This is a genomic window from Planotetraspora sp. A-T 1434 (genome assembly GCF_025420585.1).
Lineage (GTDB): Bacteria > Actinomycetota > Actinomycetes > Streptosporangiales > Streptosporangiaceae > JAOEGB01.
Genome location: NZ_JAOEGB010000007.1, coordinates 20,431 through 42,748, shown reverse-complemented (window position 1 = coordinate 42,748; position 22,318 = coordinate 20,431). Strand labels below are relative to the sequence as shown.

Here is a 22,318-nt window from a genome sequence, read left to right as displayed (position 1 = left end):
GGGAGGTTGAGTCGTTTTACCCAAGCGGCGGCCGGGCTGGAGTTCCTACGATCACTCGTACGAGGAATGGAGCGCGGATGTCCCCCAGGAAGCTGATCGGCCAGGCTCACCTGGCCTACGCCCGGGCAGTTGAAGCCGCGATGCCGGGGCCGGCCGTATGACGACCACTCACGTCTTCGGCAGGGGCGAGGAAATGCGGGTGCTCGCCGGGCTCATCGAGCGGATCGGGGAGAGCGGAAGCGCCGTCCTGCTCCTCGGGGAGGCCGGGATCGGGAAGTCCACGCTGCTGCGCGCCGTGGCCGAGCGCGGCAGGGCGGCGGGATTCCACGTCCTGAAGACGATCGGTGTGGAGGCGGAGACCCAGGTGCCCTTCGCCGGGCTGCACCGGTTGCTCCGTCCGATTCTCCGCACCCGCGACGCTCTTCCCGCGACGCAGCGGCGCGCCCTTATGTCGGCCTTCGGCGACGAGGGGGGACCGCCGCCGGAGCCCTTCATGATCGCGATGGCGGCGTTGAACCTGCTGGCGGAGGTCGCCGCCACGCGGCCCGTGATGGTGGTGGTCGACGATGTGCAGTGGCTCGACCGGCCGACCCATGAGGCGCTGGCGTTCGTCGCACGCCGGGTGTCCCGCGACCCGATCATCGTCGTGGGCGCCGTGCGGAAGGGTCATGCCGGCCCTTTCGCCGCCGCCGGTCTGCGCGAGATGGAGGTGCCCGGGCTGGACGACGCGTCCGCGCGCGAGGTCCTCGGAGCCCATGCCGCCGACCTGAGCCTCTCGGACCGGGAGCGGATCCTGGGGGAGGCGCTCGGCAACCCGCTGGCCCTCGTCGAGCTTCCCGCCGCCTGGCGGGCGGCCGGTGAGCGCGGAGGGGAGCTCCCCTCCCTCCTGCCGCTGACGACCCGGCTGGAGCGGGCGTTCGCCGGCCGCGTCGCCGAACTGCCCGGGCCGACCCGCGACGCGGTGCTCATCGCGGCGGTCGACTCCGTCGACGAGTTGCCGGAGATCCTGGCCGCGGCCTCGGTGCTGGCCGGGCGGCCCGTGAACGTCGACGTCCTGGACAGCGCCGCGGAGCTCGGACTGCTCCGGTTCGACGAGATGCGCGTGACCTTCCGGCATCCCCTGGTCCGATCCGGTGTCCTGCACTCGGAGACCGTCGCGCGCCGCCAGGCGGCCAATGCCGCGCTGGCCGCCGTCCTGGAGGACCAGCCGTACCGCCGCATCTGGCACCGCGCGCAGTCGATCATCGGCCCGGACGACGAGATCGCCGATGAGCTGGAGGTCACCCATGCGATCTCGGTTCGCCGCGGGTCGGTGACGGCGGCCATCCGGTCGCTCGAACGCTCGGCCCAGCTCACCACCGACTCGGCGAAGCGCGGCCGGAGGCTGCTGCTCGCGGCCGAGCACGCGTTCGGGTTGGGGCGTGCCGACATGGTGGACCACTTCGTGCAGGCGGCGGCCCGTACGGACCTGTCGGAGCTCGACCGCGCCCGGTCGGAGTGGCTGCGGGAGATCTTCAACGACGGCGTTCCCGGCGACGCGACACGGGTGTTCGAGCTGTGCGACTTCGCGCTGCGGTCCGCCGGCGCGGGGGACACCGACCTCGCGCTCAACCTTCTGCTGGGAGCGTCCCTGCGCTGCTGGTGGGCCGACGCCGGAACCGAGGCCGGCGCCCGGGTGGCGGGCGCCACCCGGCGGCTCCGGGACGCCGAGGACGACCCGCGCTATGTGGCGGCCCTGGCGACCGCCGAGCCCGTACGGGAGGCCGGTGCCGCCCGCGACCTGTTGTCGCGGGTGACCGTGGAGACCGTCGCCGACGCCGCCGCGCTCCGTCTGCTGGGCCAGGCGGCACACGCGATCGGCGAGCCGGTGCTCAGCGTCGACTTCCTCGACCGCTCCGAGAACAAGCTCCGCGAGCAGGGGAGGCTCGGGTTGCTGTCGCACGTGTTGACCATGCAGATCCTGGACCGCGTGGAGCTGGGCGAGTGGGGGCGGGCCCTCGCCGCGGTGGAGGAGGGGCGCCGCCTCGCACAGGACACCGGCCAGCCCATCTGGGACACCGGGTCGCTCGTCCTCAACGCCGTGCTTCTCGGCCTGCGCGGCGACAACGAGCGGGCGCAGGCCATGGCCCGCGAGGCCGAACAGGCCGCGAACGGCAGGCGTCTGACCAACCTGCTGGCCTGTGTCCAGCTCGCACGCGGCTACGGCTGGATCGGCGTGGGCCGGCACGCCGAGGCGTACGACGCGCTCCGGCCGCTGTTCGACCCCGGCAGCCCATGCTTCCACCAGGCCGAACGGTTCCACGCCGTCATGTTCCTGGCCGAGGCCGCCGTACACGCCGGGCGCTGCGACGACGCCCGCTCGGTGATCGCCGATCTCGAATCGGTCGCCGCCGTCACACCGGCGGCCACTCTGCACGTCCACCTGTCGTACGCACGGGCGGTCCTGGCCGACGACGACGAGGCGGAGGAGCTGTTCCTCACCGCGCTGGGGCGCGACCTCGTCCGCTGGCCGTGGGCCAAGGCGCGCCTGGACCTGGCGTACGGCAGCTGGTTGCGCCGCCGGCGGCGTATCGCGGAGTCGCGGGCGCCGCTGCGTTCCGCGATGATCACTTTCGACGTCATGGGCGCGAATCACTGGGCCGAGCAGGCCCGGTTCCAGCTCCGCGCCTCCGGGGAACGCGCCCCCGACCACGGCCCCGCCGCCCAGGACGCGCTCTCCGCGCAGGAGTTGCAGATCGCGAGGCTCGCCGCGGCGGGGCTGTCCAACCGGGAGATCGGGCAGCGGCTCTACCTCTCGCCTCGCACGGTCGGCTCCCATCTCTACCGGATCTTCCCGAAGCTCAACATCACCTCGCGGTCCCAGCTGGCCTCCCGCCTCGACGGGATCTAGACACGCCCTCCCGGATTCTGAAATCCGGTGAACATCCTCGCCGCCCAGCGGACCTGTTACGGCAGTTTGCCGAGGTGAACGCCTACCCTCCCTTGTTCACTGGAGTTTCGTTCTGATAGAACACCCCGGTATGCGGGGGCCACCCCGGGCCCTCGCTTCCCCGTGAACTGGAGAGGCTCCCATGAGCGCCGCACATCAGCCGGCGGAGCCGGCGACCGTGCTGACCAACTGCACGGTGGTCGACGGCCGGGTCCTCGACGGCGTCGGCCCGCTCCCCGGCGCGGCCGTATGGGTACGCGGCGACCGGATCGCCGCCGTCGGACCCGCCGCCGAGGTCCTCGCCCAGGCCAGGGCGGCCGGCGACGTCCGTGAGATCGACCTGGCCGGCGCGTACGTCACGCCGGGACTGGTGAACATGCACACCCACCTTTCCCTGTCCCTGCCGGGCCAGGGAGGCGACGCGGTCAAGGGGATGGCCCCGCACGAGCTGGCCCTCTACATGGCCGACGGCGCCCGGCGCACTCTCCTCTGCGGAGTGACGACCGTACGATGCGTCGCGGAGAAGGACCACGCCGACTTCGCGCTGCGCCGCGCCATCGCGTCGGGCCGCGCGATCGGCCCCCGGATCTTCACCGCGGGCCGGGCGCTGGTCTGCACCGGCGGCCACGGCCATGAGGGCACGGACACCCTCGAGTGCGACGGCGCGGACGGCTTCCGCCAGGGGGTGCGCAGCCAGGTCAAGGCCGGCGCCGACCTGATCAAGGTGATGATCTCCGGCGGCATCGCCGGTGAACACGAGGCGATCCACACCCGGCAGCTGTTCACCGACGAGCTGGCGGCCGTGATCGAGACCGCCCACGCCTGGGGCCGTAAGGTCACCGCGCACGCCGGTCCCGCGCCGGTCATCGCCGAGGCCGTCGAGCTGGGGCTGGACTGCGTCGAGCACGGCTACCAGCTCACCCCGGAGGTGGCCGCCCGGATGGCGGAGCGGGGCACCGCCCTGGTGCCCACACTGCTGGTCACGCGCTGCAAGGAGTTCTTCGACGAGCTCGGCGTGCCGGAGTGGATGCAGTGCCGTTCTCTGGGCGCCGGCCCCCGCCACCTGGACAGCTACGCGATGGCCGTCGAGGCGGGAGTCGAGGTCCTGCTCGGCAGCGACATGCCGCCGTTCTGGGGTTTCGAGGGCACCAACGCCTCGGTGCGGGAGCTGGAGTACATGTCCGAGGCCGGCATCGGCCCGGCCCGCGCGCTCTACGCCGGGACGCTCGGCCCGGTGCGCTGGCTCGGCGCGGAGGCCGACCTCGGCACCGTCGAGGCCGGCAAGCACGCCGATCTCATCGCGATGGACGGCGACCCGCTCGCGGAGACGTCCGCGTTCCGCGGCGTGCGCTGGGTGATGTCGGGCGGCCGCGTGGTCCGCGACGACCGGATGGGATGGGGGATGGCGATGACCGGCGGGGACGCCGCCGCCGTGGTCGCCGCGGGCATCGACGACATGTACGACGCCTTCCTCGCGGGCGACCGGCGGCGCTTCGACTCCCACCTCCACCCGGAGGTGACGACGTGGGAGACGCACCTGCCGGGCCCCCTGCGGAGCCGCGCCGACCTGGACGCCTACCGCGCGCAACGGGACGCGGCCGGAGCCCGGCCCGCGCCGGCCTCACTGGAGGCCCGGGACATGCGCGTCGACGTGTGGGGGGACACCGCTGTCGCCCGATATGTGCTGGTCGCGGCCGAGACCGCCGAAGGCCCGGCCGAGCACACGCGGGTGACCGACGTGCTGCGGCACTCCACCGACGGCTGGCTCATCGTCCACCACCACGCCGAGCTGGTGCTCTGATGGGGGAAGGACCCGGCATGGAGGAGACCGCCGGTGACATGGAGCTTTATGACCTGCGGGTCAGCGTCGACCGGATCGAGGGCCGGTCGGTCTGCGGCATGGCGGTCGGCGACTACTTCGAGCTGACCGACAGCGCGCACCTGCGGCTGCCGGACGGCAAGCACTTCTGCGTGTACGCGCTGGCGTCGGTGCTGCCGTTCCTGGCGGCCAAGCAGCGGGACCTGGCCGCCGGCGACTGGCTGGCCCAGGACGCGCTGTTCGCCTGCCCGGACCCGGAGGAGCGGCTGATCATGCGTGTGGAGCGCACCCGCCGCCGCCGGATGAACTCGGCCGACCTGACCTGACAGAGGAGCTGACGTGGCACCCGTGGAGATCGGGCTCGGCCTTCAGAGCGACAAGCGGGCGGGCGACTACGCCCGGCTGGCCCGCCGGGCGGAGGAGCAGGGATTCGACGTGCTCACCGTCTTCGGTGATCTGATGTACCAGCCGCCCATCTTCCCGCTGCTGGAGATGGCGGCGGCCACGTCGCGGGTCCGCCTCGGACCGGCCTGCCTCAACCCCTACTCGCTGGCTCCCTACGAGATCGCCGGCCAGGTGGCGGCCCTCGATCTCGCCTCGCGCGGGCGCGCGTATCTCGGCCTGGCCCGCGGCACCTGGCTGGACGCCGTGGGCATCGAGCAGCCCAGACCGCTGGCGGCCATCGAGGAGGCGGCGCAGGTCGTCTACCGGCTGCTCGGCGGCGACGCCGGAGGGTTCGAGGGCCGGGTGTTCCGGCTGGCCTCCGGCACAACCCTGCGCTATGCCGTACACCGGCCGGACCCGCCGCTGCTGATCGGCGCCTGGGGGCCGCGCGGCGCCGCCCTCGCGGGCCGGATCGCCGGCGAGATCAAGATCGGCGGTAGCGCCAACCCGGCGATGGTCCCGGTGGTCCGCGACCGGTTGCGCGTCGGCGCCGAGCAGGCCGGCCGGTCCGCCGACGAGATCGGCATCGTGGTCGGCGCGGTGACGGTGGTGGACACCGACGGCGCCGCCGCGCGGGCCCGGGCCCGGACGGAGGTCGCGATGTACCTCGCCGTCGTGGCCGATCTCGACCCGACCGCCGAGGTCCCGGCCGACCTGCTGCGCCGGGTGAAGGAGCTGACCGACGCCGGGCGGCACGAGGCGGCCGGGCTGCTGATCCCGGACGACCTGCTCGACCTGTTCGCGTTCTCCGGCACCCCGGAACAGGTCGCCGCCCAGGCTCAGGCGCTCATCGACGCCGGCGTCCACCGGGTGGAGTTCGGCACGCCGCACGGGCTCACCGACGACCTCGGCGTCTGGCTGCTCGGCTCCGCCGTACTGCCCGCGTTGAACCGGGAACCGGCCCGGAGGGTGAGATGACCGCCACCCGCGTCCTCGTCGTCGCCGGGCCAGAGCTGGTCGCCGACCTGGCCCTCCTCCGGCGGCTCACCGAGACCGAGTGCGACCTCCTCAGCGTGCCCGGCCGCTTCGTGACGGTTCCGGACGGCGACGCGCTGTGGGACGCGCTCGGACAGGCCGGTCCCGGCTGTGCCATCGTGGCCCTGCCCGGCCCGGACGCGGATGCCCGCCGTGCTCTCTGCCGGCCCGGCTCCCACGCCGCCCGGACCGTGTGGTGTGACCTGGCCGCCACCGGACCGGTCGAGGTCGCCGCCGGCTCCGCTCACATCGCCGGCCGGGGCGTCTGGGGACTGGCCTGGGCGATCAGGCATGCCGTCCACCGCCTGCGCCACCCCGCGCGGCGCATACCGTATGGCCAGGCCGCCGAGCAGTGGGGGGAGTTGCGGCTGCCGCCAGGTCATGACGGCCGTCCGCTGCCGGTGGCCGTCCTGCTGCACGGCGGGTTCTGGCGGTCGGTCTGGGGCGCCGACCTCATGGACGCGCTCGCCATCGACCTGGCCGATCGGGGCTACGCCGCCTGGAACCTCGAATACCGCCGCCCGGACCGGCACGGCTGGCGGGCCACCACCGCGGACATCGCCGACGGGGCCGCCGCGCTGGGGACTCTTGGACCCGCGCTCGACCCGGACCGGATCGCGGTGATCGGCCACTCGGCCGGTGGCCAGCTGGCCCTGCGCGTGGCCGCCGACCAGAGCGGGAACCGGGGCAAGAACCGGGGGAAGAACCTGGGCGGGATCGCGCTCGCCGTCTCGCTGGCCGGCGTGCTCGACCTCGCCGAAGGCGACCGGCGCCGGATCGGGGCGGGCGCCGTCGCGCAGGCCCTGGGCGGGACCCGGGAGGAGGTTCCCGAGGTGTACGCGGCGGCCGATCCGTCGGCCCGGCTGCCGCTGGGCGTCCCCCAGCTGGTCGTGCAGGGGCGGGACGACGACCTCGACCTGATCGACTTCAACCGGCGCCACGTCGCCGCGGCGCGGGAGGCGGGCGACGAGGTCGTCTTCCTGGAGCAGCCCGGAGACCACTTCTCCGTCATCGACCCCGCGGCCGAGATCTGGCACGCGACGGTCGCCGAGATGGACCGGCGACTTCACGTGTGAGTGAACAACCGGCCATTGATCAGGGCAACGGATCAGAACAGACGAGGGGTGACCACCGACACCACGGTGGTTACTTCGCCGGTGTCGTTGAACATCCGGTGGGGCACGTCGGAGCGGAGGTGCACGCTGTCGCCGGGGAAGAGCCGGTGCTCCACGCCGTCGACCTCGTAGAGCAGCTCCCCCCGCACGACATAGGCGAACTCCTCGCCCCTGTGGCCGTACGCCTCCTCGCGGCGGCCGCCGGGAGCGATGTGCACGAGCATCGGCTCCAGCACCAGGCCGGGCCCGCGCTCCGAGAGCATGCGGTAGGTCTGCTGGCCGGAGACGTACTGCGTGGCGCCGTCCTCGCGACGGGTCAGCGTGAAGTGGTGTGGTGGTGAGGCCGGGAGGCCACTCTCCGGCTCGGGCTCGTCGTCGTCGAAGAACGCGGCCACCGGATGGTCGAGCGCGTTGGCCACGCTGTTGAGCGCGGTCAGGCCGATGGACGACACGCCCCGCTCGACCTGGGAGAGGAAGCCGATCGACAGGCCGGACTTGGCGGACAGCCCGCGGAGCGTGAGCCCCCGCTCGTTGCGGAACCGGCGGATGTGGGCGCCGACGCGTTCCTGCTCGCCGCCGGCCGCCGTGGCACGCCGGTCACTCCTGCCCACCTGACCTCCCGACGCCGGGTCCGTCCATGCGATTTGTTCGATGCTATCGAACGCCGGAGTCACCGGGCTCTCGCTTGGCAGGAGGGCGTAGCGTTCATCCGCCAGCGTCAGCTCACATCGTCCCGGTGCCGATCGCGGCCGGGTTGGAAAGGAGCCCCGTGAAGATCAAGAAGGCCGTGTCCCGCGCGCGTCCGCCGCGTGACGAGCACACGCGTCCGGCGCGTGACAGGCACACGCGTCCGGCGCGTGACAGGCACACGCGTCCGGCGCTCATCGAGCACGTGCACCCGGCAATCATCGAACACGAGGCGAAGCGCGCGGCCGACGTGCAGCTGCGCGTGGCCGACGCGATCACCAGGTTCGCCGGGTCTATGCAGTTCGTCTACATCCACGCGCTCGGGTTCGCCCTATGGATGATCTTCGTGGAGGCAAGCCCCTGGCCGACGCTGACGTTGGTCGTCTCGCTGGAAGCCATCTTCCTGTCCACCTTCGTCATGATCGGCCAGAACCGCCAGGGCGACTTCGCCCGGCGCAAGGCCGACCACGACTACAAGGCCCAGACAGTCGAGCTGCACCACAACACGGAGCTGACCCAGCTCATCCACGCGCTCACCGTAGAGATCCACGCCGCCGTCGTCGCGTCCCACGCCCGGTCGGGATCCGGTCCGGGCGACGCCGAGTCACCCGGGCACGCCGGTCAGGTCAACCCGGCCGCCTCATGACAGCCCATCGTCGGTCGCGGCGGCCGTCGACGGCCCGTTGACCCCCGCCGCTGGGGGCTACGAACCTTCCCATGAACGAAAGGGAGATGGAACATGGAAAGCCCTGACAGTCCTCGCGGTGACGGCATGCCGGAACATCCGGTCGAGCACAAACCGGGCTACGTCTCATATCGGCTCCCGATATCGGTCAAACTTGTCGTCGACATGGGCGGCAGGATCCCCCTGCTCATGAACGAACGCGACGAGTGGGAGCTGCCCGGCGGGAAGCTGGAGGTGGGTGAGACTCCGGAAGTCTGCGCCTGCCGGGAGGTCTTCGAGGAGCTCAACCTCACCGTGATGGTCGAGGAAATCATCGACACCTGGGTCTACGAGATCACACCACGAAGTCACTGCTTCATCGTCAGTTACGGCACGACCTACATCGGTGACGAAGAGATCCGCAACTCCAATGAGCACAAGCAGCTTGGGCTCTTCGAATACGCCGAAGTGCCGGCTCTCCACATGCCGGAGCCGTACAAACGGACGATACAGAGGTGGCAGAAGCTCCTCTTGAAGCGGTGATGGAGTCCGAGGGGGCTACGCCGCGCGCAGCGTGAGCACGGTGATCTCGCTCGGCGCGAAGATCCTCATTGGCGGCCCCCAGAAGCCGGTGCCCCGGCTGGTGTAGAGCTGGGTCCGGTCGCCGTGCCGGCTCAGCCCGTGGACCGTGGGCTGGTCGAGGCGCACGAGGAAATGGAAGGGCCAGATCTGGCCGCCGTGGGTGTGCCCGGAGATCTGCAGGTCGACGCCGCGCGCGATGGCCGCGTCGATCTGCTTCGGCTGGTGGGCGAGCAGCAGTACGGGAAGGTCCGGGTCGGCGTCCGCGAGCGCGGCGGCATGGTCGGCGTGGTGACCGGGGCGCCCCGAGGACGCGGCGGTCGCGTCGTCCACGCCGGCGACGACGAGCCGGGAGCCGTCGCGCTCCACCACTATGTGCCGGTTGTGCAGGGGTTCCCAGCCGAGCTCCCGCATGTGGTCGAGCCAGCCCTGGGCCTCGCCGAAGTACTCGTGGTTTCCGGTCACGTACGTCCTGGCGAGCCGGGCACGGACGTCGCCGAGCGGTGCGGCCTGCTCCTGTCGTTCGGACACGGTGCCGTCGGCGATGTCGCCGGTGTGGCAGACGATGTCGGCATCAAGCTCGTTGACGGCGGCGACGACCCCGGCCGACCAGCGCGCCCGGTTGATGGGGCCGTAGTGCGTGTCGGTCAGCAGGACGACCCGGACGCCGTCCAGGCCCGCACCCAACCGGGGAATGGCGACGTCCACCCGCTTGATTCGGGGCACGCGCATCGCCTCGGCGTACCCCCAGAGCATCAGCAGGAGCGACACGGCGGCGGTCGCGGCGGCGACGATCCGGGACAGGACCGGGTCGGCGACACCGGCGATCACGAGTGCGAGCCGCAGCACGTTGCCGAGCAGCGCCCAGACGAACATCACCCAGATGGCGCCGAGGATCGTGTCGCCGATGCGTGCGGCCCAGTCACGGTGGCGGCTGCCGTGTCCGAGGTACATGAGCGCGGGTAACGCGACGAGCGCGCCGGCGAAGACGATCGTGCCGGCGACCACGACGGCGGCCGGCCACCGCGTGTCCGCGATGACCAACGTCCACCACGGCACACCGAACAGCAGCGCCAGTATGGCGATGACCGTCAGGCCGAACAGCAACGGCCGCAGCGATCGCCTCGCTGGCGCCGCCTGCGCCGCTTCAGTAGCTGACACGGATGGACTCCTCGGTCGGGGGTGCGTGCATCATGACACCTCCGGCGCACTGCCCACCACACGCGCCGGTCGCACGGCATTGCCCGTGCGCCGCCGAGACCGACTTGTACGTCCGGGAACTCATCGAGCGCTACCAGACATCCACCGTCCGGTCATCAGGCCGACCTGCCCGCCACCCAGCATGGCCTAGCGGGGCTCGGCGCGCGGCTCCGATCTGATTTAGAGGCAGGTAGCGCCCGGCCAGAGGTGAACCCTCGTCACGATCCGCCGGGAGCGACGTTGAACTCGTCGGCCTTCACGCCCTGGACGAAGGCGGCCCATTCGGACGGGGTGAAGAACAGCTTGGGGCCGTCGGGGTTTTTCGAGTCCCGTACGGCGATCAGCCTGCTGTGGTCACTCTTATGGCCAGGACCATCGACGTGGCCGACCGTTTGATCAGAACTGTCGGTCACATCGGCCACTTCCGCGATCTCCACACAGTTGCCGCCGTTGTCACCGGAGAAGCTCGACTTGCGCCAGCGCGCCATGCTCAGGTCCATCTTTCCTCCGCCGTTCTCTTAATCAAGTCAAGGGACATGTTCAGCGGTAGCGCCTCGGTCCGGATGGCCTCGAAACGCTCGATCGCTGCCGTGACATCCTCCGCGTCGCTGGTGGTGATGCCCCGGACGGCGGTCTCCGCGTAGAGTACGTCGCTTCCGCCATCCAGCGTCGCGATGCCGAACCCTCCGAGCAACCCCGAGTGCATCCCCTGCGGGACAATCTGGACGCTCAGCCGTGAACCGGCCATCGAGATCAAGTGATGAAGCTGCCCACGCATTACCTCCGGCCCGCCGATCGGCCGGTACAGCACGGTCTCGTCAATGACGCACCGGAAAGTCGGTGGTTGTGGGTCTTCACGCGTGAGGATGAGTTGCCTATCCAGGCGTGCCGTCACGGCTGCCTCGTTACCGCGCAGCAAGACCCGGGCGTACGCCTCGGTCTGGAGCAGGCCGGGGATCACGAGCGGTTCGTAGGTCCGTAGTGTGGTGGCGATCTGCTCCTTGTCTCGCCACTTTCCGAACCAGGAGGGGAAGACCTGCCCCTTCCGCCAGTCGAGCAGGCGATGCAGGGAGCCACCCGTCGTGAGGACCTCGTCACAGCACTGGGCGAACTCGGGGCTGGCCGGAAGCTGGCCGGTCTCGATGCCGCTGATCAGGGACTCGCTGAAATGGACCTTCTGGGCGAGCTGAGCCTGTGTCAGCCCCGCCTCCTGCCTGTAATGGCGCAGCTCCCTGCCCCATATCGCCTGTGGCGAGTAGGAATCGACCACAATGCCTCCCTCGTCGGAGTTCAACGACATGGCTTCGGCCTTCAAATGTCGGCCTTGGTAACGAAATCCGTACTCACAGTAGTCGGGTCTCGGCAGTCTGGATGTGAAATTCCGAGACTGGGAGAACGTCGATGACAGAGGCAATCGTGGCCCGCATGGTGCCGGCCGAATATCGCTACACGCCGGACCGGCTCGTTCCCGTCCTGGGCGAGAAGTGGCTGCCGCGTAACAAGAAATGCGTAGCGTCCGCTCGGCGGTTCGTGCGCGATGTGGCCGTCGATTGGGACGCGGCTGAAGACGTCCCGGAAGTCGCCGAACTCCTGGCGTCGGAGCTCATCACCAACGCGCTCACACACGGTTCAGTCGGTGTCCCCGCGACGAGCACGATCCGCGTCACGGTCAGCCGGGAGAAGGAACTACTCGTCGTGGACGTCCACGACCCCTGCAGCAAGCTTCCCCGGCTACGCCAGGCCGGCGAGCTCGACCTCCGTGGCCGGGGGCTCGCCATCGTCCAGACGTTCTCCCACCTCTGGGGCTGGGCGCTCACCCCCTACGGCAAGTCCGTCTGGTTCCAGCTCGTCGCCTGGCCAACGACCTCCGGCGGAGGGCCATCGCATGGCCTGGACTCCTGAGGTTTCTTCCCGCATCGATCATGACGATAGTGCTGTCATCCGCGCGAAATAACAGCACTATTGTCATGGTCGATTTCGCTCGTGCCCCCAGCGCGGCCGGTCAGCACACGAAAGACGGCGTGACCAGAGAATGCAGACCTTCCACCCTAGCCGCATATCGGGATATATCCGGCCGAGGTGTCACCGCGGGTCCACACAAGCTGTGCGAATAGTTCTCAAGCGAGGATGAACGGTCAACTGGCGAGCGTGGCGCGCGGCCAGAAAGACCTAGGAGTCGGAATTTCCGTTAATTTGCTAATTTGGTGGCAAAGATGCCCTTATGTACTTCGGATGCCGGTTCAGGACTCGAAGTGAGCCACCATAGGAAGGCGGCTAACAGTAGCGCTACGATAATCCAGAAAATTCTGGTCAAGTTTCCTCTTTCTTTCGCTTCTGATGCGCTCAGCGTGCCCGGCGGGCCGTCAGCGACGGGTCACTCCAGCGGTTCAGGCTGAGCCATCCGCTGTACGAACTCGTCACGGAGATCGGTGAGAAGCCGTAGTCCGCTTTCAGTGGCGGCGGAGCCATTGATCACCTGCATGTCGGGTGCCGGATTAGATGATCGTTAACTCTAGTTGAGAGTTCGAGGCCGTCTCTTGACTTTCCGAATCGCAGGCGCCTGATGCTCCAGTTCCTGCCGCGGCACGGCCTCGCTCCAACGTGCGGCTTCCTGGGAATCAGCCCTTCGGCCTGCAATGCTTCTCGATGCAATGGGGCGGGGGCATAGGGGAGAAGGTCGTGGAAAGGGGCATTGATGCGGATTTTGAGCGGTTCGCCAGTCGTCGTGAGCTCATCCATGCTTTCTCTGGCCTGGCCGTCCTCGCGGCCACGAGTCAGGCGGGACCGGCGATCTTCGCCCGGCGTCGCCTGACCGGCTACCCGTTCACGCTGGGGGTGGCGTCCGGCGATCCGAGGCCCGATGGCGCGGTGCTGTGGACGCGGCTGGCCCCTGCCCCCTTCGGAGCGGAGCCCATCTCCGGGCCCGTCAACGTCGACTGGCAGGTGGCGACCGACTCCGCGTTCAGCCGGATCGCCCGGGAGGGCACCGCCGCCGCGTTCCCGGAGTTGGCCCACTCCGTCCATGCCGAGGTGGCCGGGCTTGCGGCGGACACGGAGCACTTCTACCGATTCCGGGCGGCAGGGGAGATCAGCGCTACCGGCAGGTTCCGTACAGTGCCAGATCGATCCGCCCAGGCGTTGGCGTTCGCGTTCGTGTCCTGCCAGAAGCGCACCGCCAGTGGGAGATACTCCTCCTACCTCGGATTGATCGACGAGGGCGTCGACCTGGTCGTCCATCTCGGTGACTACATCTACGAGAACCGGGACATCCGCGAGCTCTCCGACTACCGAGCCCTGTACGCGCTCTACAAGAGCTCACCTGACCTGCAGGCCGCCCACGCCGCCTGTCCCTTCGTGGTGACCTTTGACGATCACGAGGTGGAGAACAACTACGCCGGCTACCACTCATTGAACGCGGCGGACACGATGGCCCTGCGCCGGCGACGGGCGGCCGCGTACCGGGCCTGGTACGAGCACATGCCGGTGCCCGCGACCGCCCTGCCGTACGGATCGAAGCTGCGGGTGCATCGGCGGATAGGGTTCGGCGACCTGGCGGCCTTTCATGTGCTCGACACGCGCCAGCATCGCGACGCGCCGCCCTGCGCGCCAGGGATGGGGCCCTCGATCGACGGCAGTCTCGCCGTTCCCGTATGCACGGGCCGGGAGGATCCCGATCGTCACATCCTCGGCGCGGACCAGGAGCAGTGGCTCCGGCGCTCGCTCGCCGACTCCCGGGCGCGGTGGAATGTGCTCGCCAACAGTGTGATGATGGCCGACTTCTCCACCGGCGGCCCGGTGAGCCCGCGCCTGTCCGGCGACACGTGGGCCGCCTACCCGGCGGCTCGCGGCCGCCTTCTGCGCTACCTGCGGGACAACCGCGTCAGCAATCCCGTCGTCATCACCGGCGACGCGCACGCCAACTTCGTGAACGATCTCCGGTTCGGGCCGGGGGACATCGTGGCTCCCGAGTTCGTCGGCACATCGATCAGTTCTCCGGCCAAAGGCCAACTGCTCACCGAAGAGCAGCTCAGCGCCAACCCCCACTGTCGCTACTACAGCGGTGACTGGCGAGGATATATCCGATGCGACCTGACGCACGGTCGCGTCACCATGACGCTTCGGGTCGTCGTCGATCCCGCGTCATCCGCCGCGCCCGCTATGACGCAAGCGGTCTTCGAGGTGCTGGACGGAGATCACTACGCCGAGCGCCTGGACTGATCTCAGCACCCGCGCTCTCATTGAGTGGGCCGCCGTATCCGGGTGCATGCCGTATCCGGGTGCATGCCGTATCCGGGTGCATAGGGCATCCGCCGCGAAGTGGATCACCACCGAACAGCCTCGTGAAAGGTGGAACAGATGCACGCAGAATCCGTCGAACTGGGGTTGCCCGCGTCAGCGGGAGCCATCCCGGACTATCCGATGGCACGGACGGCCCGCTGCCCCTTCGACCCGCCCCCTGAGCTGCGGGCCGTACAGTCCGAGACGGCGATCACCAAGGTCCGGTTGTGGGACGGCAGCACCCCCTGGCTGGTCACCCGTTACGCCGACCAGCGAGCCCTGCTCGCCGATCCGCGGATCAGCGCCGACATCACACTGGCGGGCTACCCCCACCCCAGTGCGGGCCTCGCCGCGCGGACAGGGCAGACGCGAAGCTTCGTCGGCATGGACGACCCCGAGCACGCCCGGCTGCGCCGCATGGTGACGGCCCTGTTCACCGTCAAGCGGGCCGAGACGCTGCGGCCGGTGATTCAGCGGATCACGGACTGCCTGATCGACGACATGCTGTCCGGCCCGAAGCCGGTCGACCTCGTCGAGGCGTTCGCCCTGCCTGTGCCGTCGAAGGTGATCTGCGAACTGCTCGGCGTGCCGTACGCCGATCACGGCTTCTTCCAGCACAACAGCAGGATTCTCGTCAGCCGTGACCAGGCGCCGGAAAGGAGCGCGGCGGCCCAGAGCGAGCTGATCGGCTACCTGGACCGCCTGGTCGCCACGAAGCTGGCCAACCCCACGCAGGACCTGCTGTCGAAGCTGGCCGTCGAGCAGGTCGCGACCGGGAACCTGCCGCAGCGCGAAGCGGCGGCCATGGGCATGCTGTTACTCGTCGCCGGCCATGAGACCACCGCGAACATGATCGCGCTCGGCACGCTGGCGCTCCTGGAGCACCCCGGTCAGCTCGCCGCGCTGCGCGACTGCGACGACCCCACGCTCATCGCCGGCGCGGTCGAGGAGCTGCTGCGCTATCTGACCATCCTCCAGTCTGGACGGCGCAGGGTCGCCCTTGCGGACATCGACCTCCACGGCCAGCTCATCCACGCGGGGGACGGGGTCATCTTCCCCTCTGACGCGGGCAACCGGGACGAGGAGGTGTTCACCGATCCCGACCGGTTGGACGTCCAGCGCGACGCGCGCGGCCACCTGGCCTTCGGCTTCGGGGTGCATCAGTGCCTGGGGCAGGCGCTGGCCAGAGTCGAGCTTCAGGTCGCGTACGGCACGCTCTTCCGGCGCGTCCCTGGCCTGCGGCTCGCCGTCGACCTCGATCAGGTGCCGTTCAAGCACGACGGGCTGGTCTACGGCGTGTACGAGCTCCCGGTGACCTGGTGATCACAACTTCTGCCCCCGCACACCGCCATGTTCCCTGCTCCCCCGTCGCCATATACATAACCTACTGATATAAGTTACTTATGGATATGGAGACGGGTGGCAGCCCGGGCGACCTTCCCGTCGCGGAGATCAGCGCGGCGCTGGAACAACTCGCCCGCCTGTTCTTGCGGCTCGGCTCGCGAGGCGACCTGTCGCTCACCGCTGCTGCGACGCTGGCCAGCCTGGAGCGGTCGGGGCCGTGGCGGCTGACCGATCTGGCGGCGCGGGAGGGCGTGACCCAGCCCGCCATGACGCAGCTCGTCTCCCGCCTGCAGGAGGCCGGCCTCGCCGTACGCGCACGTGATCCGGAGGACGGACGGGTCGTGCTGGTGCACATCACAGACACCGGTCGCGCCGTGAACACCAAGCGACGGCAGGCTCGCATGGCCATGCTGGCGGAGTTGCTGTCCCAGCTCGACGAGGCCGAGCGCGCCGGCCTCGTCGCGGCCCTGCCCGCCATCTCCGGCCTCGCGCGCCTGGTCCCCGACGAGCGCCCGGGCACCGGCCCGACGCGTTGATTCCCCCAAGTTCTCGATATGGAGCGTGCTGATGAGTGGTCATGCCGCCGGCGCGGGCGTGAGCCCGTTCAAGCAGCCGAAAGCGGTGTTCGCGGTCGCCTTCGCCTGCGTGGTGTCGTTCATGGGGATCGGGCTGGTGGACCCGATCCTGCCGGCGATCTCCCATGAGCTGAACGCGACGCCCAGCCAGGTCACGCTGCTGTTCACGAGCTACCTGGTCGTGACCGCGGTCGCCATGCTGATCACCGGCTGGGTCTCCAGCCGCATCGGCGCCAAGCGCACCCTGCTGGCAGGCCTCGCGCTCATCGTGGTCTTCAGCGCGCTGGCCGGCGCCTCGCCCGGCATCGGCGAGATCGTCGGATTCCGCGCGGGATGGGGAGTCGGCAACGCGCTCTTCATCGCCACCTCCCTGGCCGTGATCATCAGCTCGGCCAGCGGCGGGTTCGCCGGAGCGATCATCCTGTACGAGGCCGCGCTGGGGCTGGGCATCGCGGTCGGCCCGCTGCTCGGCGGACTGCTCGGCAACATCAGCTGGCGCGGCCCGTTCTACGGGGTCGCGATCCTGATGGCCATCGCGGCGATCGCGACGGTCGTGCTGGTCAGCCCGACACCGCGTCCGGCGCACAAGACCAGCCTGGTGGCGCCCCTGCGCGCGCTGCGGCACCGCGGCCTGCTCACGATGTCTCTGACCGCGCTCTGCTACAACTGGGCGTTCTTCACCGTCCTCGGCTACGCGCCGTTCCCGATGGGCCTCGACGCCATCCAGCTCGGCTTCGTCTTCACCGGCTGGGGCGTGCTGGTCGCGATCTTCGCCGTCTTCGGAGCCCCGTGGCTGCAGAGCCGGTTCGGCATCGCCCGCACGCTGTACGTCAATCTTGCTCTGTTCGCCGTCACCGTGCTGGTCATCGCGATCTGGACGACGCACCCGGCCGTGCTGATCGCCGCCGTCGTCGTGGCGGGCATCTTCATCGGCGTGAACAACACGGTCACCACGCAGGCCGTCATGACCGTCTCTTCGGTCGAGCGCCCGATCGCCTCGGCTGCCTACGGGTTCGTCCGCTTCATCGGCGGAGGTCTGGCCCCCTTCGTCGCCGGCAAGCTGGTGGAGCACACCAACCTGCACGTCCCCTTCTACATCGGAGCCGGGGTGCTCGTCGTCGGCATCCTGATCCTCACCACCGCGCACAAGCATCTCGTCCAGGCCGAGCGCGTACAGGCCGAGGGCGTCGACGAAGTGATCGAGCCCCCCATCCCGCCGGTGCGCCTCGTCGCCGTGGACGGCGGCATGCCGTACGGCGGCGGCCGCCACGAGGGCGCCGCGCCCCTGATCACGGCCCCGATCGTGGCCGCCATCGACGACACCCCGATCGCCACGGAGGTCACCGCCGCCGCGGCTCGGCTCGCGTCGCTGACCGGACGGCCCGTCCACCTGATCCACGCGAGGGAGGGCGCCGTGACCAGCGAGGCGGCCGACGAGGGCGAGAGCCTCGACGCGGCCCGGGCCACCGTGCGGACGCACCTTGAGCAGCTGGCGGCCGGCGACGTGCCCGCCGTCGGCCACGTGCTCCTCGGCTCGGTTCAGCACGGGGGAGCGGGACGGATGGTGGCCGACCACGCCAACCAGATCGGGGCACGGGTCATCGTGATCGGCGCGCCGACCCACGGCGGGATCGCGGCCATGATGGACGCCGGCGCCGCCCACCAGCTGGAACGGCATGCCAACAGCCATATCCTCATCGTCAGGCCCGGTCTGGTGGCGGCCTCCGCGCCCGGTGCCTGAGAGGTCAGCGCGCCCGGCCCTGAGACGTCAGGAAAGGCAGCCGACGTGCGCGAGGGCCTGCTTGAGCAGGACGCCGTGCCCGCCGGTCATCTCCTGTTGCACCATGGGCGACGCCGCCTCCTCGGGGGTGAACCAGACGAGGTCGAGAGCGTCCTGCCGGGGACGGCAGTCGCCCGCTACCGGCACCACATAGGCCAGGGACACCGCGTGCTGCCGAGGATCGTGGTACGGCGTGACACCCTGTGTCGGGAAGTACTCGGCGATGGTGAACGGCTGGGGAGAAGGAGGAACCCGGGGAAGGGCCGTCGGGCCGAGGTCCTTCTCCAGGTGGCGCATGAGCGCGTCACGGACACGCTCGTGGTGCAGCACCCGGCCGGAGACGAGGGCACGGCTGACCGTCCCGTCCGATCCGATGCGCAGCAGCAGGCCGACATGCGTGACCACTCCCGCCTCGTCGACTCTCACCGGCACGGCGTCGACGTAGAGGATCGGCATCCGCGCGCGGGTCAGTTCGAGCTCTTCGGGACTCAGCCAACCGGGCGCGGTTTCGGTCATTTCGGTCATTGCCTGATGGTACTTCCCGGCCCGCTCACCTCGCGAGATTGGACGGCCATCGCGGGTCAGGGCGTTCGCATCGACCGTCTCGGCGATCTGAGAGGATTTGTCACCGCCTGGCGACGACAACGGAGACGGAATGAGTCAGCGATCAGCCGACGAAGGGCACGGGAGCCCGGAGCCCGCAGCCACACGATTGGGGAGTCTCCGGGAAAGCATCGACAATATCGACGCGGCGCTCATTCACCTGCTCGCCGAGCGATTCAAGTGCACCCAGCAAGTCGGCGAACTCAAGGCCGCCCACGGCCTGCCGGCGGCCGACCTCGCGCGTGAAGCCGCGCAGATAGAGCGGCTTCGAAGACTGGCGGCGGACGCCAGACTGGATCCGGAATTCGCCACGAAATTCCTCAGATTTATCATCCAGGAAGTGATCCGTCATCACGAGATGGCCGCGCGAAAGCCTTGAAGCCAGGTGTCCGCGCAAGGACCGCTGCCGGTGACGCCGTACGTGCCGGACGCCAAGGGGCTGGCCACCGGCGTGTTCGAGACCCGGGCCGTCGCCTATCTACTGCATCCCGAGGACGGCCCCACGGGATGCGCGCCCGGAGTCTACGTCGTCCGGCGGCGACGCGAGTTCGAAGCGTACGGACCCCGCCTGATCGCGGACTGGTGCTACGTTAGGCGAAGTCAGCTCGCAAGGCTTGTTCGGCGGCAAGCCTGACTTCTACTATGAGAGCCCATCTTTACGGAGCAGCGACGTGTCCGAGGACCTGTTCGACAAGCACCGCGCGACACTGGACCGAGCGGTGGAGGCGTGCCGGACCCGGCACAGCTGGAGCGCTTACAGCGACGCGCCGGGGGCCCATCCCGGTGGTGAGGACGCCCGCCGAGCCGGCGAGGAGGCGTTCCGCGCCCAGCTCGGGCGTCCGTTCGAGATGGACCACCCCGGCCCGCTCGTACGGCAGGCCGACGAGGTCTCGCCGTACACGGGGGAGCCCCTGGGCATCTCCTATCCCGCGGCCCCGGCCGACACGCTGTTCGGCGCCGCGAAGCGGGCCTGGCCGGCCTGGCGGGACGCCGCCCCCACGACGCGGGTGGGCGTGTGCCTGGAGATCTGCTCCCGGATCTACGAGCAGGCGTTCGAGCTGGCCTTCGCCACCATGCACACGGCCGGGCAGAGCTTCGGCATGAGCTACACCGGCAGCGGCACCAACGCCCTGGATCGGGGCATCGAGGCGGTCGCCCAGGCGTACAGCGCGATGGACCGGGTGCCGGGAGAGGCCCGCTGGTCACGCGACTTCGGCACGAGCACGGTCACGCTGGCCAAGCGCTACCGGCTGGCGCCCAGGGGCATCGCCGTCGTGATCGCCTGCGCGAGCTTCCCCGCGTGGAACGTCTATCCCGCGCTGCTGGCCAGCCTGGCGACCGGCAACCCGGTCATCCTCAAGCCGCATCCCACCTCGGTGCTGCAGATGGCGCATGCCGTGCGGATCTGCCGCCGGGTGCTCGGCGAGGCCGGCTTCTCTCCCGGCCTGGTCGGCCTGGCCGTCGACAGCGTGGCCGAGCCGGTGGCCAAGCAGCTCGTGGAGCACCCGGAGACCCGGATCGTCGACTTCACCGGCTCCGCCGCGTTCGGCTCGTGGGTGGAGGCCAATGCCTTCCCCGCCGTGGCGTACACCGAGACGTCCGGCGTCAACTCGGTGCTCATCGACTCCATGGACGACCCGGGGCCGGTTCTGCGCGCGCTCGCCGGGTCGCTGTGCCTGTTCTCCGCGCAGATGTGCACGAGCCCGCAGAACATCTACGTCCCCCGCGACGGCATCCCGACCGCGGCCGGCCGGATGAAACCCGACGAGTTCGCGGGAGCCCTGGCGGAGGCGATCCGCGCGGTGAGCACCGTGCCGCGCCGGGCCGCTTCTGTCATGGCGACTGTGCAGTCGGCCCAGACGCTGCGCCTGCTCGACCAGGTCCGCGACCTGACCGCCGCTCGCGGGCAGGTCATCCTGGAGCCCGAGCCGTACGCCCATCCGGAGTTCCCGGTGGCGCGGACGAGTGGGCCGCTGCTGGGGATGATCGACGTCGCCGACCATGATCTCTTCGGCGAGGAGCGCTTCGGGCCGGCCGCGTTCGTCATCACGGCCGACGGCTCGGACCAGGCCCTGGAGCGGGCCGCCGGGGATGCCGCCGAGCATGGAGCGATCACCGCGTTCGCCTACTCCACCAGCGAGGACTTCCTCGACCGCGCCGAGTCCGCGTACGCGGTGGCCGGGGCGGCGCTGACCTCCAACGTGACCGGGCCGATGCCGCTGAACTTCTCCGCCGCCTACAGCGATTACCACGTCACCGGGCTGAACCCGGCGGGCAACGCGTCGCTCACCGACGAGTCGTTCATCGCCGGTCGCTTCCGGGTCACCCAGTCGCGGCGCCCGGCCTGACGGTCCCCGTCAGGTCGAAGTGAATCTCGTCGCGGACCAGCGGCTCGTGGCAGTTCAGACACCGCAGGAACGGGATCATCGGCTTGCCGCAGGCGGTGTGCACAATGGTGATCTCCGACTGCGGCGGGCCGGAGTGCCAGCGCTGGGCCCAGTCGACGAGGAACGCGAAGACCGGGAAGAATGCCAGGCCCTTGTCGGTCAGCCGGTATTCGTGGCCCTTGCCCGCGATGTCCGACTGGACGAAGATGCCCAGCTCGCTGAAGCGCCGCAGGCGGTTGCTCAATATCGACGGGGCGACCCCGAGCTCGCTCTGGAACGCGGCGAATCGCCGGACCCGTAGGAACGCCGCGGCGAGGATGACCGTGCTCCACCGGTCACCCAGGATTTCGAGCGTCTCCGGAAAGTACGACAGCGGGTCGCGGGGCGCGCGTTCCCGGACCGTACGGCGGTGCAGGCGGTGCACCGCGACGTCCGAGAACGTGTTGGCGGCGCCGCGCTCGGTCCGGGTGTCCCGGGCGGTGACCGGCGTCTTGCCGCAGGCCGCGCAGCCGAGCTCGGCGTCGGTGCGCGCGCCGCATCGCTCGTGGACCAGATCCGGCAGCCCGCCGGGCCGCTCGACCCACGTCCGCTCCCAGGACCAGATCGCGACCAGGAAGGTCCACAGCTCCCGGGCCCGGTCGGTGAGCAGGTATTCGGAGCGCGTGCGGCCCTCCCCCCGGTAAGGGGACGGTTCGAGCAGACCTCCGGCCACCAGTTCCCTCAGCCGCCCGGCGAGCACCGAGTCGGACATGGCCAGCTCGTCCCGCCACTCCGCGAAACGCCGCGTGTGCTTGAGGAACGCCCGCTGCAGGATGAGCAGCGACCACTGGTCGCCGAGGGCGAGCAGCGCCTGCCCGATGCCGCCGCGCGGCTCCCCGGCCGTGTCCACTCCCGCACCTCCGAATCGATCGGCTCTGACGGTCACATGGTAGGGCCGTT

General features: G+C 70.0%; 21 protein-coding genes. 15 read left to right on the top strand and 6 right to left on the bottom strand.

All coding sequences use genetic code 11. The annotated features are described in order from the left end of the window. Positions 1-157: 157 nt before the first annotated feature. From N5079_RS11075 to N5079_RS11055, 5 genes are all read left to right on the top strand, one after another. The gene (locus N5079_RS11075; RefSeq protein ID WP_261583536.1) at positions 158-2,890 is read left to right on the top strand and encodes an AAA family ATPase; all 2,733 of its coding nucleotides are present in this window, start codon (positions 158-160) and stop codon (positions 2,888-2,890) included. A 181-nt stretch (positions 2,891-3,071) separates the two neighbouring features. Then, positions 3,072-4,730, top strand: coding sequence for an amidohydrolase family protein (locus N5079_RS11070; RefSeq protein WP_261583535.1), 1,659 nt, complete (start codon positions 3,072-3,074; stop codon positions 4,728-4,730). Then, a complete protein-coding gene (locus N5079_RS11065; RefSeq protein WP_261583534.1) occupies positions 4,730-5,074 on the top strand; it encodes a TIGR04076 family protein in 345 nt (114 codons plus the stop codon). Before N5079_RS11070 ends, N5079_RS11065 begins: the two co-directional genes overlap by 1 nt. A gap of 13 nt (positions 5,075-5,087) precedes the next feature. Further along, positions 5,088-6,110, top strand: a complete 1,023-nt coding sequence (locus N5079_RS11060; protein WP_261583533.1) for an LLM class flavin-dependent oxidoreductase — start codon at positions 5,088-5,090, stop codon at positions 6,108-6,110. Beyond that, positions 6,107-7,243, top strand: a complete 1,137-nt coding sequence (locus tag N5079_RS11055) for an alpha/beta hydrolase family protein (RefSeq protein ID WP_261583532.1) — start codon at positions 6,107-6,109, stop codon at positions 7,241-7,243. Before N5079_RS11060 ends, N5079_RS11055 begins: the two co-directional genes overlap by 4 nt. Positions 7,244-7,275: 32 nt before the next feature. On the opposite strand, the gene N5079_RS11050 is transcribed toward N5079_RS11055, so the two are convergent. Further along, on the bottom strand, positions 7,276-7,893 hold the full coding sequence (locus tag N5079_RS11050; RefSeq protein ID WP_261583531.1) for a helix-turn-helix domain-containing protein: 618 nt from the start codon (positions 7,891-7,893) through the stop codon (positions 7,276-7,278). A gap of 158 nt (positions 7,894-8,051) precedes the next feature. Here N5079_RS11050 and N5079_RS11045 point away from each other — a divergent pair, with 158 nt between their 5' ends. Beyond that, positions 8,052-8,615, top strand: coding sequence for a DUF1003 domain-containing protein (locus N5079_RS11045; RefSeq protein ID WP_261583530.1), 564 nt, complete (start codon positions 8,052-8,054; stop codon positions 8,613-8,615). A 93-nt stretch (positions 8,616-8,708) separates the two neighbouring features. Next, positions 8,709-9,176 carry an NUDIX domain-containing protein gene (locus N5079_RS11040; RefSeq protein ID WP_261583529.1) on the top strand — a complete coding sequence of 156 codons (468 nt, stop codon included), beginning with the start codon at positions 8,709-8,711 and terminating at the stop codon, positions 9,174-9,176. Between the two features lie 15 nt (positions 9,177-9,191). On the opposite strand, the gene N5079_RS11035 is transcribed toward N5079_RS11040, so the two are convergent. The 3 genes from N5079_RS11035 to N5079_RS11025 form a co-directional block, all read right to left on the bottom strand. Further along, positions 9,192-10,373 (bottom strand): metallophosphoesterase, encoded by a 1,182-nt coding sequence (locus tag N5079_RS11035; RefSeq protein ID WP_261583528.1) that lies wholly within the window; start codon positions 10,371-10,373, stop codon positions 9,192-9,194. Between the two features lie 257 nt (positions 10,374-10,630). Continuing rightward, complete coding sequence (locus N5079_RS11030) at positions 10,631-10,912, bottom strand: DUF397 domain-containing protein (RefSeq protein WP_261583527.1); 282 nt, start codon at positions 10,910-10,912, stop codon at positions 10,631-10,633. Then, on the bottom strand, positions 10,903-11,727 hold the full coding sequence (locus N5079_RS11025; RefSeq protein WP_261583526.1) for a helix-turn-helix domain-containing protein: 825 nt from the start codon (positions 11,725-11,727) through the stop codon (positions 10,903-10,905). Before N5079_RS11025 ends, N5079_RS11030 begins: the two co-directional genes overlap by 10 nt. 86 nt (positions 11,728-11,813) lie before the next feature. Here N5079_RS11025 and N5079_RS11020 point away from each other — a divergent pair, with 86 nt between their 5' ends. From N5079_RS11020 to N5079_RS11000, 5 genes are all read left to right on the top strand, one after another. Then, the gene (locus N5079_RS11020; RefSeq protein WP_261583525.1) at positions 11,814-12,314 is read left to right on the top strand and encodes an ATP-binding protein; all 501 of its coding nucleotides are present in this window, start codon (positions 11,814-11,816) and stop codon (positions 12,312-12,314) included. 777 nt (positions 12,315-13,091) lie between these two features. Beyond that, entirely contained in the window at positions 13,092-14,630 is a 1,539-nt protein-coding gene (locus N5079_RS11015; RefSeq protein WP_261583524.1) for an alkaline phosphatase D family protein, read from the top strand. 138 nt (positions 14,631-14,768) lie between these two features. Continuing rightward, positions 14,769-16,013 carry a cytochrome P450 gene (locus N5079_RS11010; RefSeq protein WP_261583523.1) on the top strand — a complete coding sequence of 415 codons (1,245 nt, stop codon included), beginning with the start codon at positions 14,769-14,771 and terminating at the stop codon, positions 16,011-16,013. An 80-nt stretch (positions 16,014-16,093) separates the two neighbouring features. Next, positions 16,094-16,570, top strand: a complete 477-nt coding sequence (locus tag N5079_RS11005; RefSeq protein WP_261583522.1) for a MarR family winged helix-turn-helix transcriptional regulator — start codon at positions 16,094-16,096, stop codon at positions 16,568-16,570. A 31-nt stretch (positions 16,571-16,601) separates the two neighbouring features. Continuing rightward, positions 16,602-18,350: an MFS transporter gene (locus N5079_RS11000; RefSeq protein WP_261583521.1), complete on the top strand. Its 1,749-nt coding sequence runs from the start codon at positions 16,602-16,604 to the stop codon at positions 18,348-18,350. A 27-nt stretch (positions 18,351-18,377) separates the two neighbouring features. On the opposite strand, the gene N5079_RS10995 is transcribed toward N5079_RS11000, so the two are convergent. Beyond that, on the bottom strand, positions 18,378-18,914 hold the full coding sequence (locus N5079_RS10995; RefSeq protein ID WP_261583520.1) for an NUDIX hydrolase family protein: 537 nt from the start codon (positions 18,912-18,914) through the stop codon (positions 18,378-18,380). 130 nt (positions 18,915-19,044) lie between these two features. Here N5079_RS10995 and N5079_RS10990 point away from each other — a divergent pair, with 130 nt between their 5' ends. The 3 genes from N5079_RS10990 to paaN are packed head-to-tail and all read left to right on the top strand — an operon-like array spanning position 19,045 to position 21,340. Further along, positions 19,045-19,371, top strand: coding sequence for a chorismate mutase (locus N5079_RS10990; protein WP_261583519.1), 327 nt, complete (start codon positions 19,045-19,047; stop codon positions 19,369-19,371). 30 nt (positions 19,372-19,401) lie between these two features. Next, positions 19,402-19,626, top strand: coding sequence for a hypothetical protein (locus tag N5079_RS10985; protein ID WP_261583518.1), 225 nt, complete (start codon positions 19,402-19,404; stop codon positions 19,624-19,626). 37 nt (positions 19,627-19,663) lie between these two features. Further along, the gene (gene paaN, locus N5079_RS10980; RefSeq protein ID WP_261583517.1) at positions 19,664-21,340 is read left to right on the top strand and encodes a phenylacetic acid degradation protein PaaN; all 1,677 of its coding nucleotides are present in this window, start codon (positions 19,664-19,666) and stop codon (positions 21,338-21,340) included. On the opposite strand, the gene N5079_RS10975 is transcribed toward paaN, so the two are convergent. After that, positions 21,315-22,268, bottom strand: coding sequence for a winged helix-turn-helix transcriptional regulator (locus N5079_RS10975; RefSeq protein ID WP_261583516.1), 954 nt, complete (start codon positions 22,266-22,268; stop codon positions 21,315-21,317). The genes paaN and N5079_RS10975 overlap by 26 nt on opposite strands. Positions 22,269-22,318: the final 50 nt, after the last annotated feature.

Excerpts from the sequence above, each read along its gene's own strand:
- N5079_RS11075 (WP_261583536.1), top strand. The coding sequence starts at position 158 with ATGACGACCACTCACGTCTTCGGCAGGGGCGAGGAAATGCGGGTGCTC.
- N5079_RS11070 (WP_261583535.1), top strand. The coding sequence starts at position 3,072 with ATGAGCGCCGCACATCAGCCGGCGGAGCCGGCGACCGTGCTGACCAAC.
- N5079_RS11065 (WP_261583534.1), top strand. The coding sequence starts at position 4,730 with ATGGGGGAAGGACCCGGCATGGAGGAGACCGCCGGTGACATGGAGCTT.
- N5079_RS11055 (WP_261583532.1), top strand. The coding sequence starts at position 6,107 with ATGACCGCCACCCGCGTCCTCGTCGTCGCCGGGCCAGAGCTGGTCGCC.
- N5079_RS11040 (WP_261583529.1), top strand. The coding sequence starts at position 8,709 with ATGGAAAGCCCTGACAGTCCTCGCGGTGACGGCATGCCGGAACATCCG.
- N5079_RS11030 (WP_261583527.1), bottom strand. The coding sequence starts at position 10,912 with ATGGACCTGAGCATGGCGCGCTGGCGCAAGTCGAGCTTCTCCGGTGAC.
- N5079_RS11020 (WP_261583525.1), top strand. The coding sequence starts at position 11,814 with ATGACAGAGGCAATCGTGGCCCGCATGGTGCCGGCCGAATATCGCTAC.
- N5079_RS11010 (WP_261583523.1), top strand. The coding sequence starts at position 14,769 with ATGCACGCAGAATCCGTCGAACTGGGGTTGCCCGCGTCAGCGGGAGCC.
- N5079_RS11005 (WP_261583522.1), top strand. The coding sequence starts at position 16,094 with ATGGATATGGAGACGGGTGGCAGCCCGGGCGACCTTCCCGTCGCGGAG.
- N5079_RS11000 (WP_261583521.1), top strand. The coding sequence starts at position 16,602 with ATGAGTGGTCATGCCGCCGGCGCGGGCGTGAGCCCGTTCAAGCAGCCG.
- N5079_RS10995 (WP_261583520.1), bottom strand. The coding sequence starts at position 18,914 with ATGACCGAAATGACCGAAACCGCGCCCGGTTGGCTGAGTCCCGAAGAG.
- N5079_RS10990 (WP_261583519.1), top strand. The coding sequence starts at position 19,045 with ATGAGTCAGCGATCAGCCGACGAAGGGCACGGGAGCCCGGAGCCCGCA.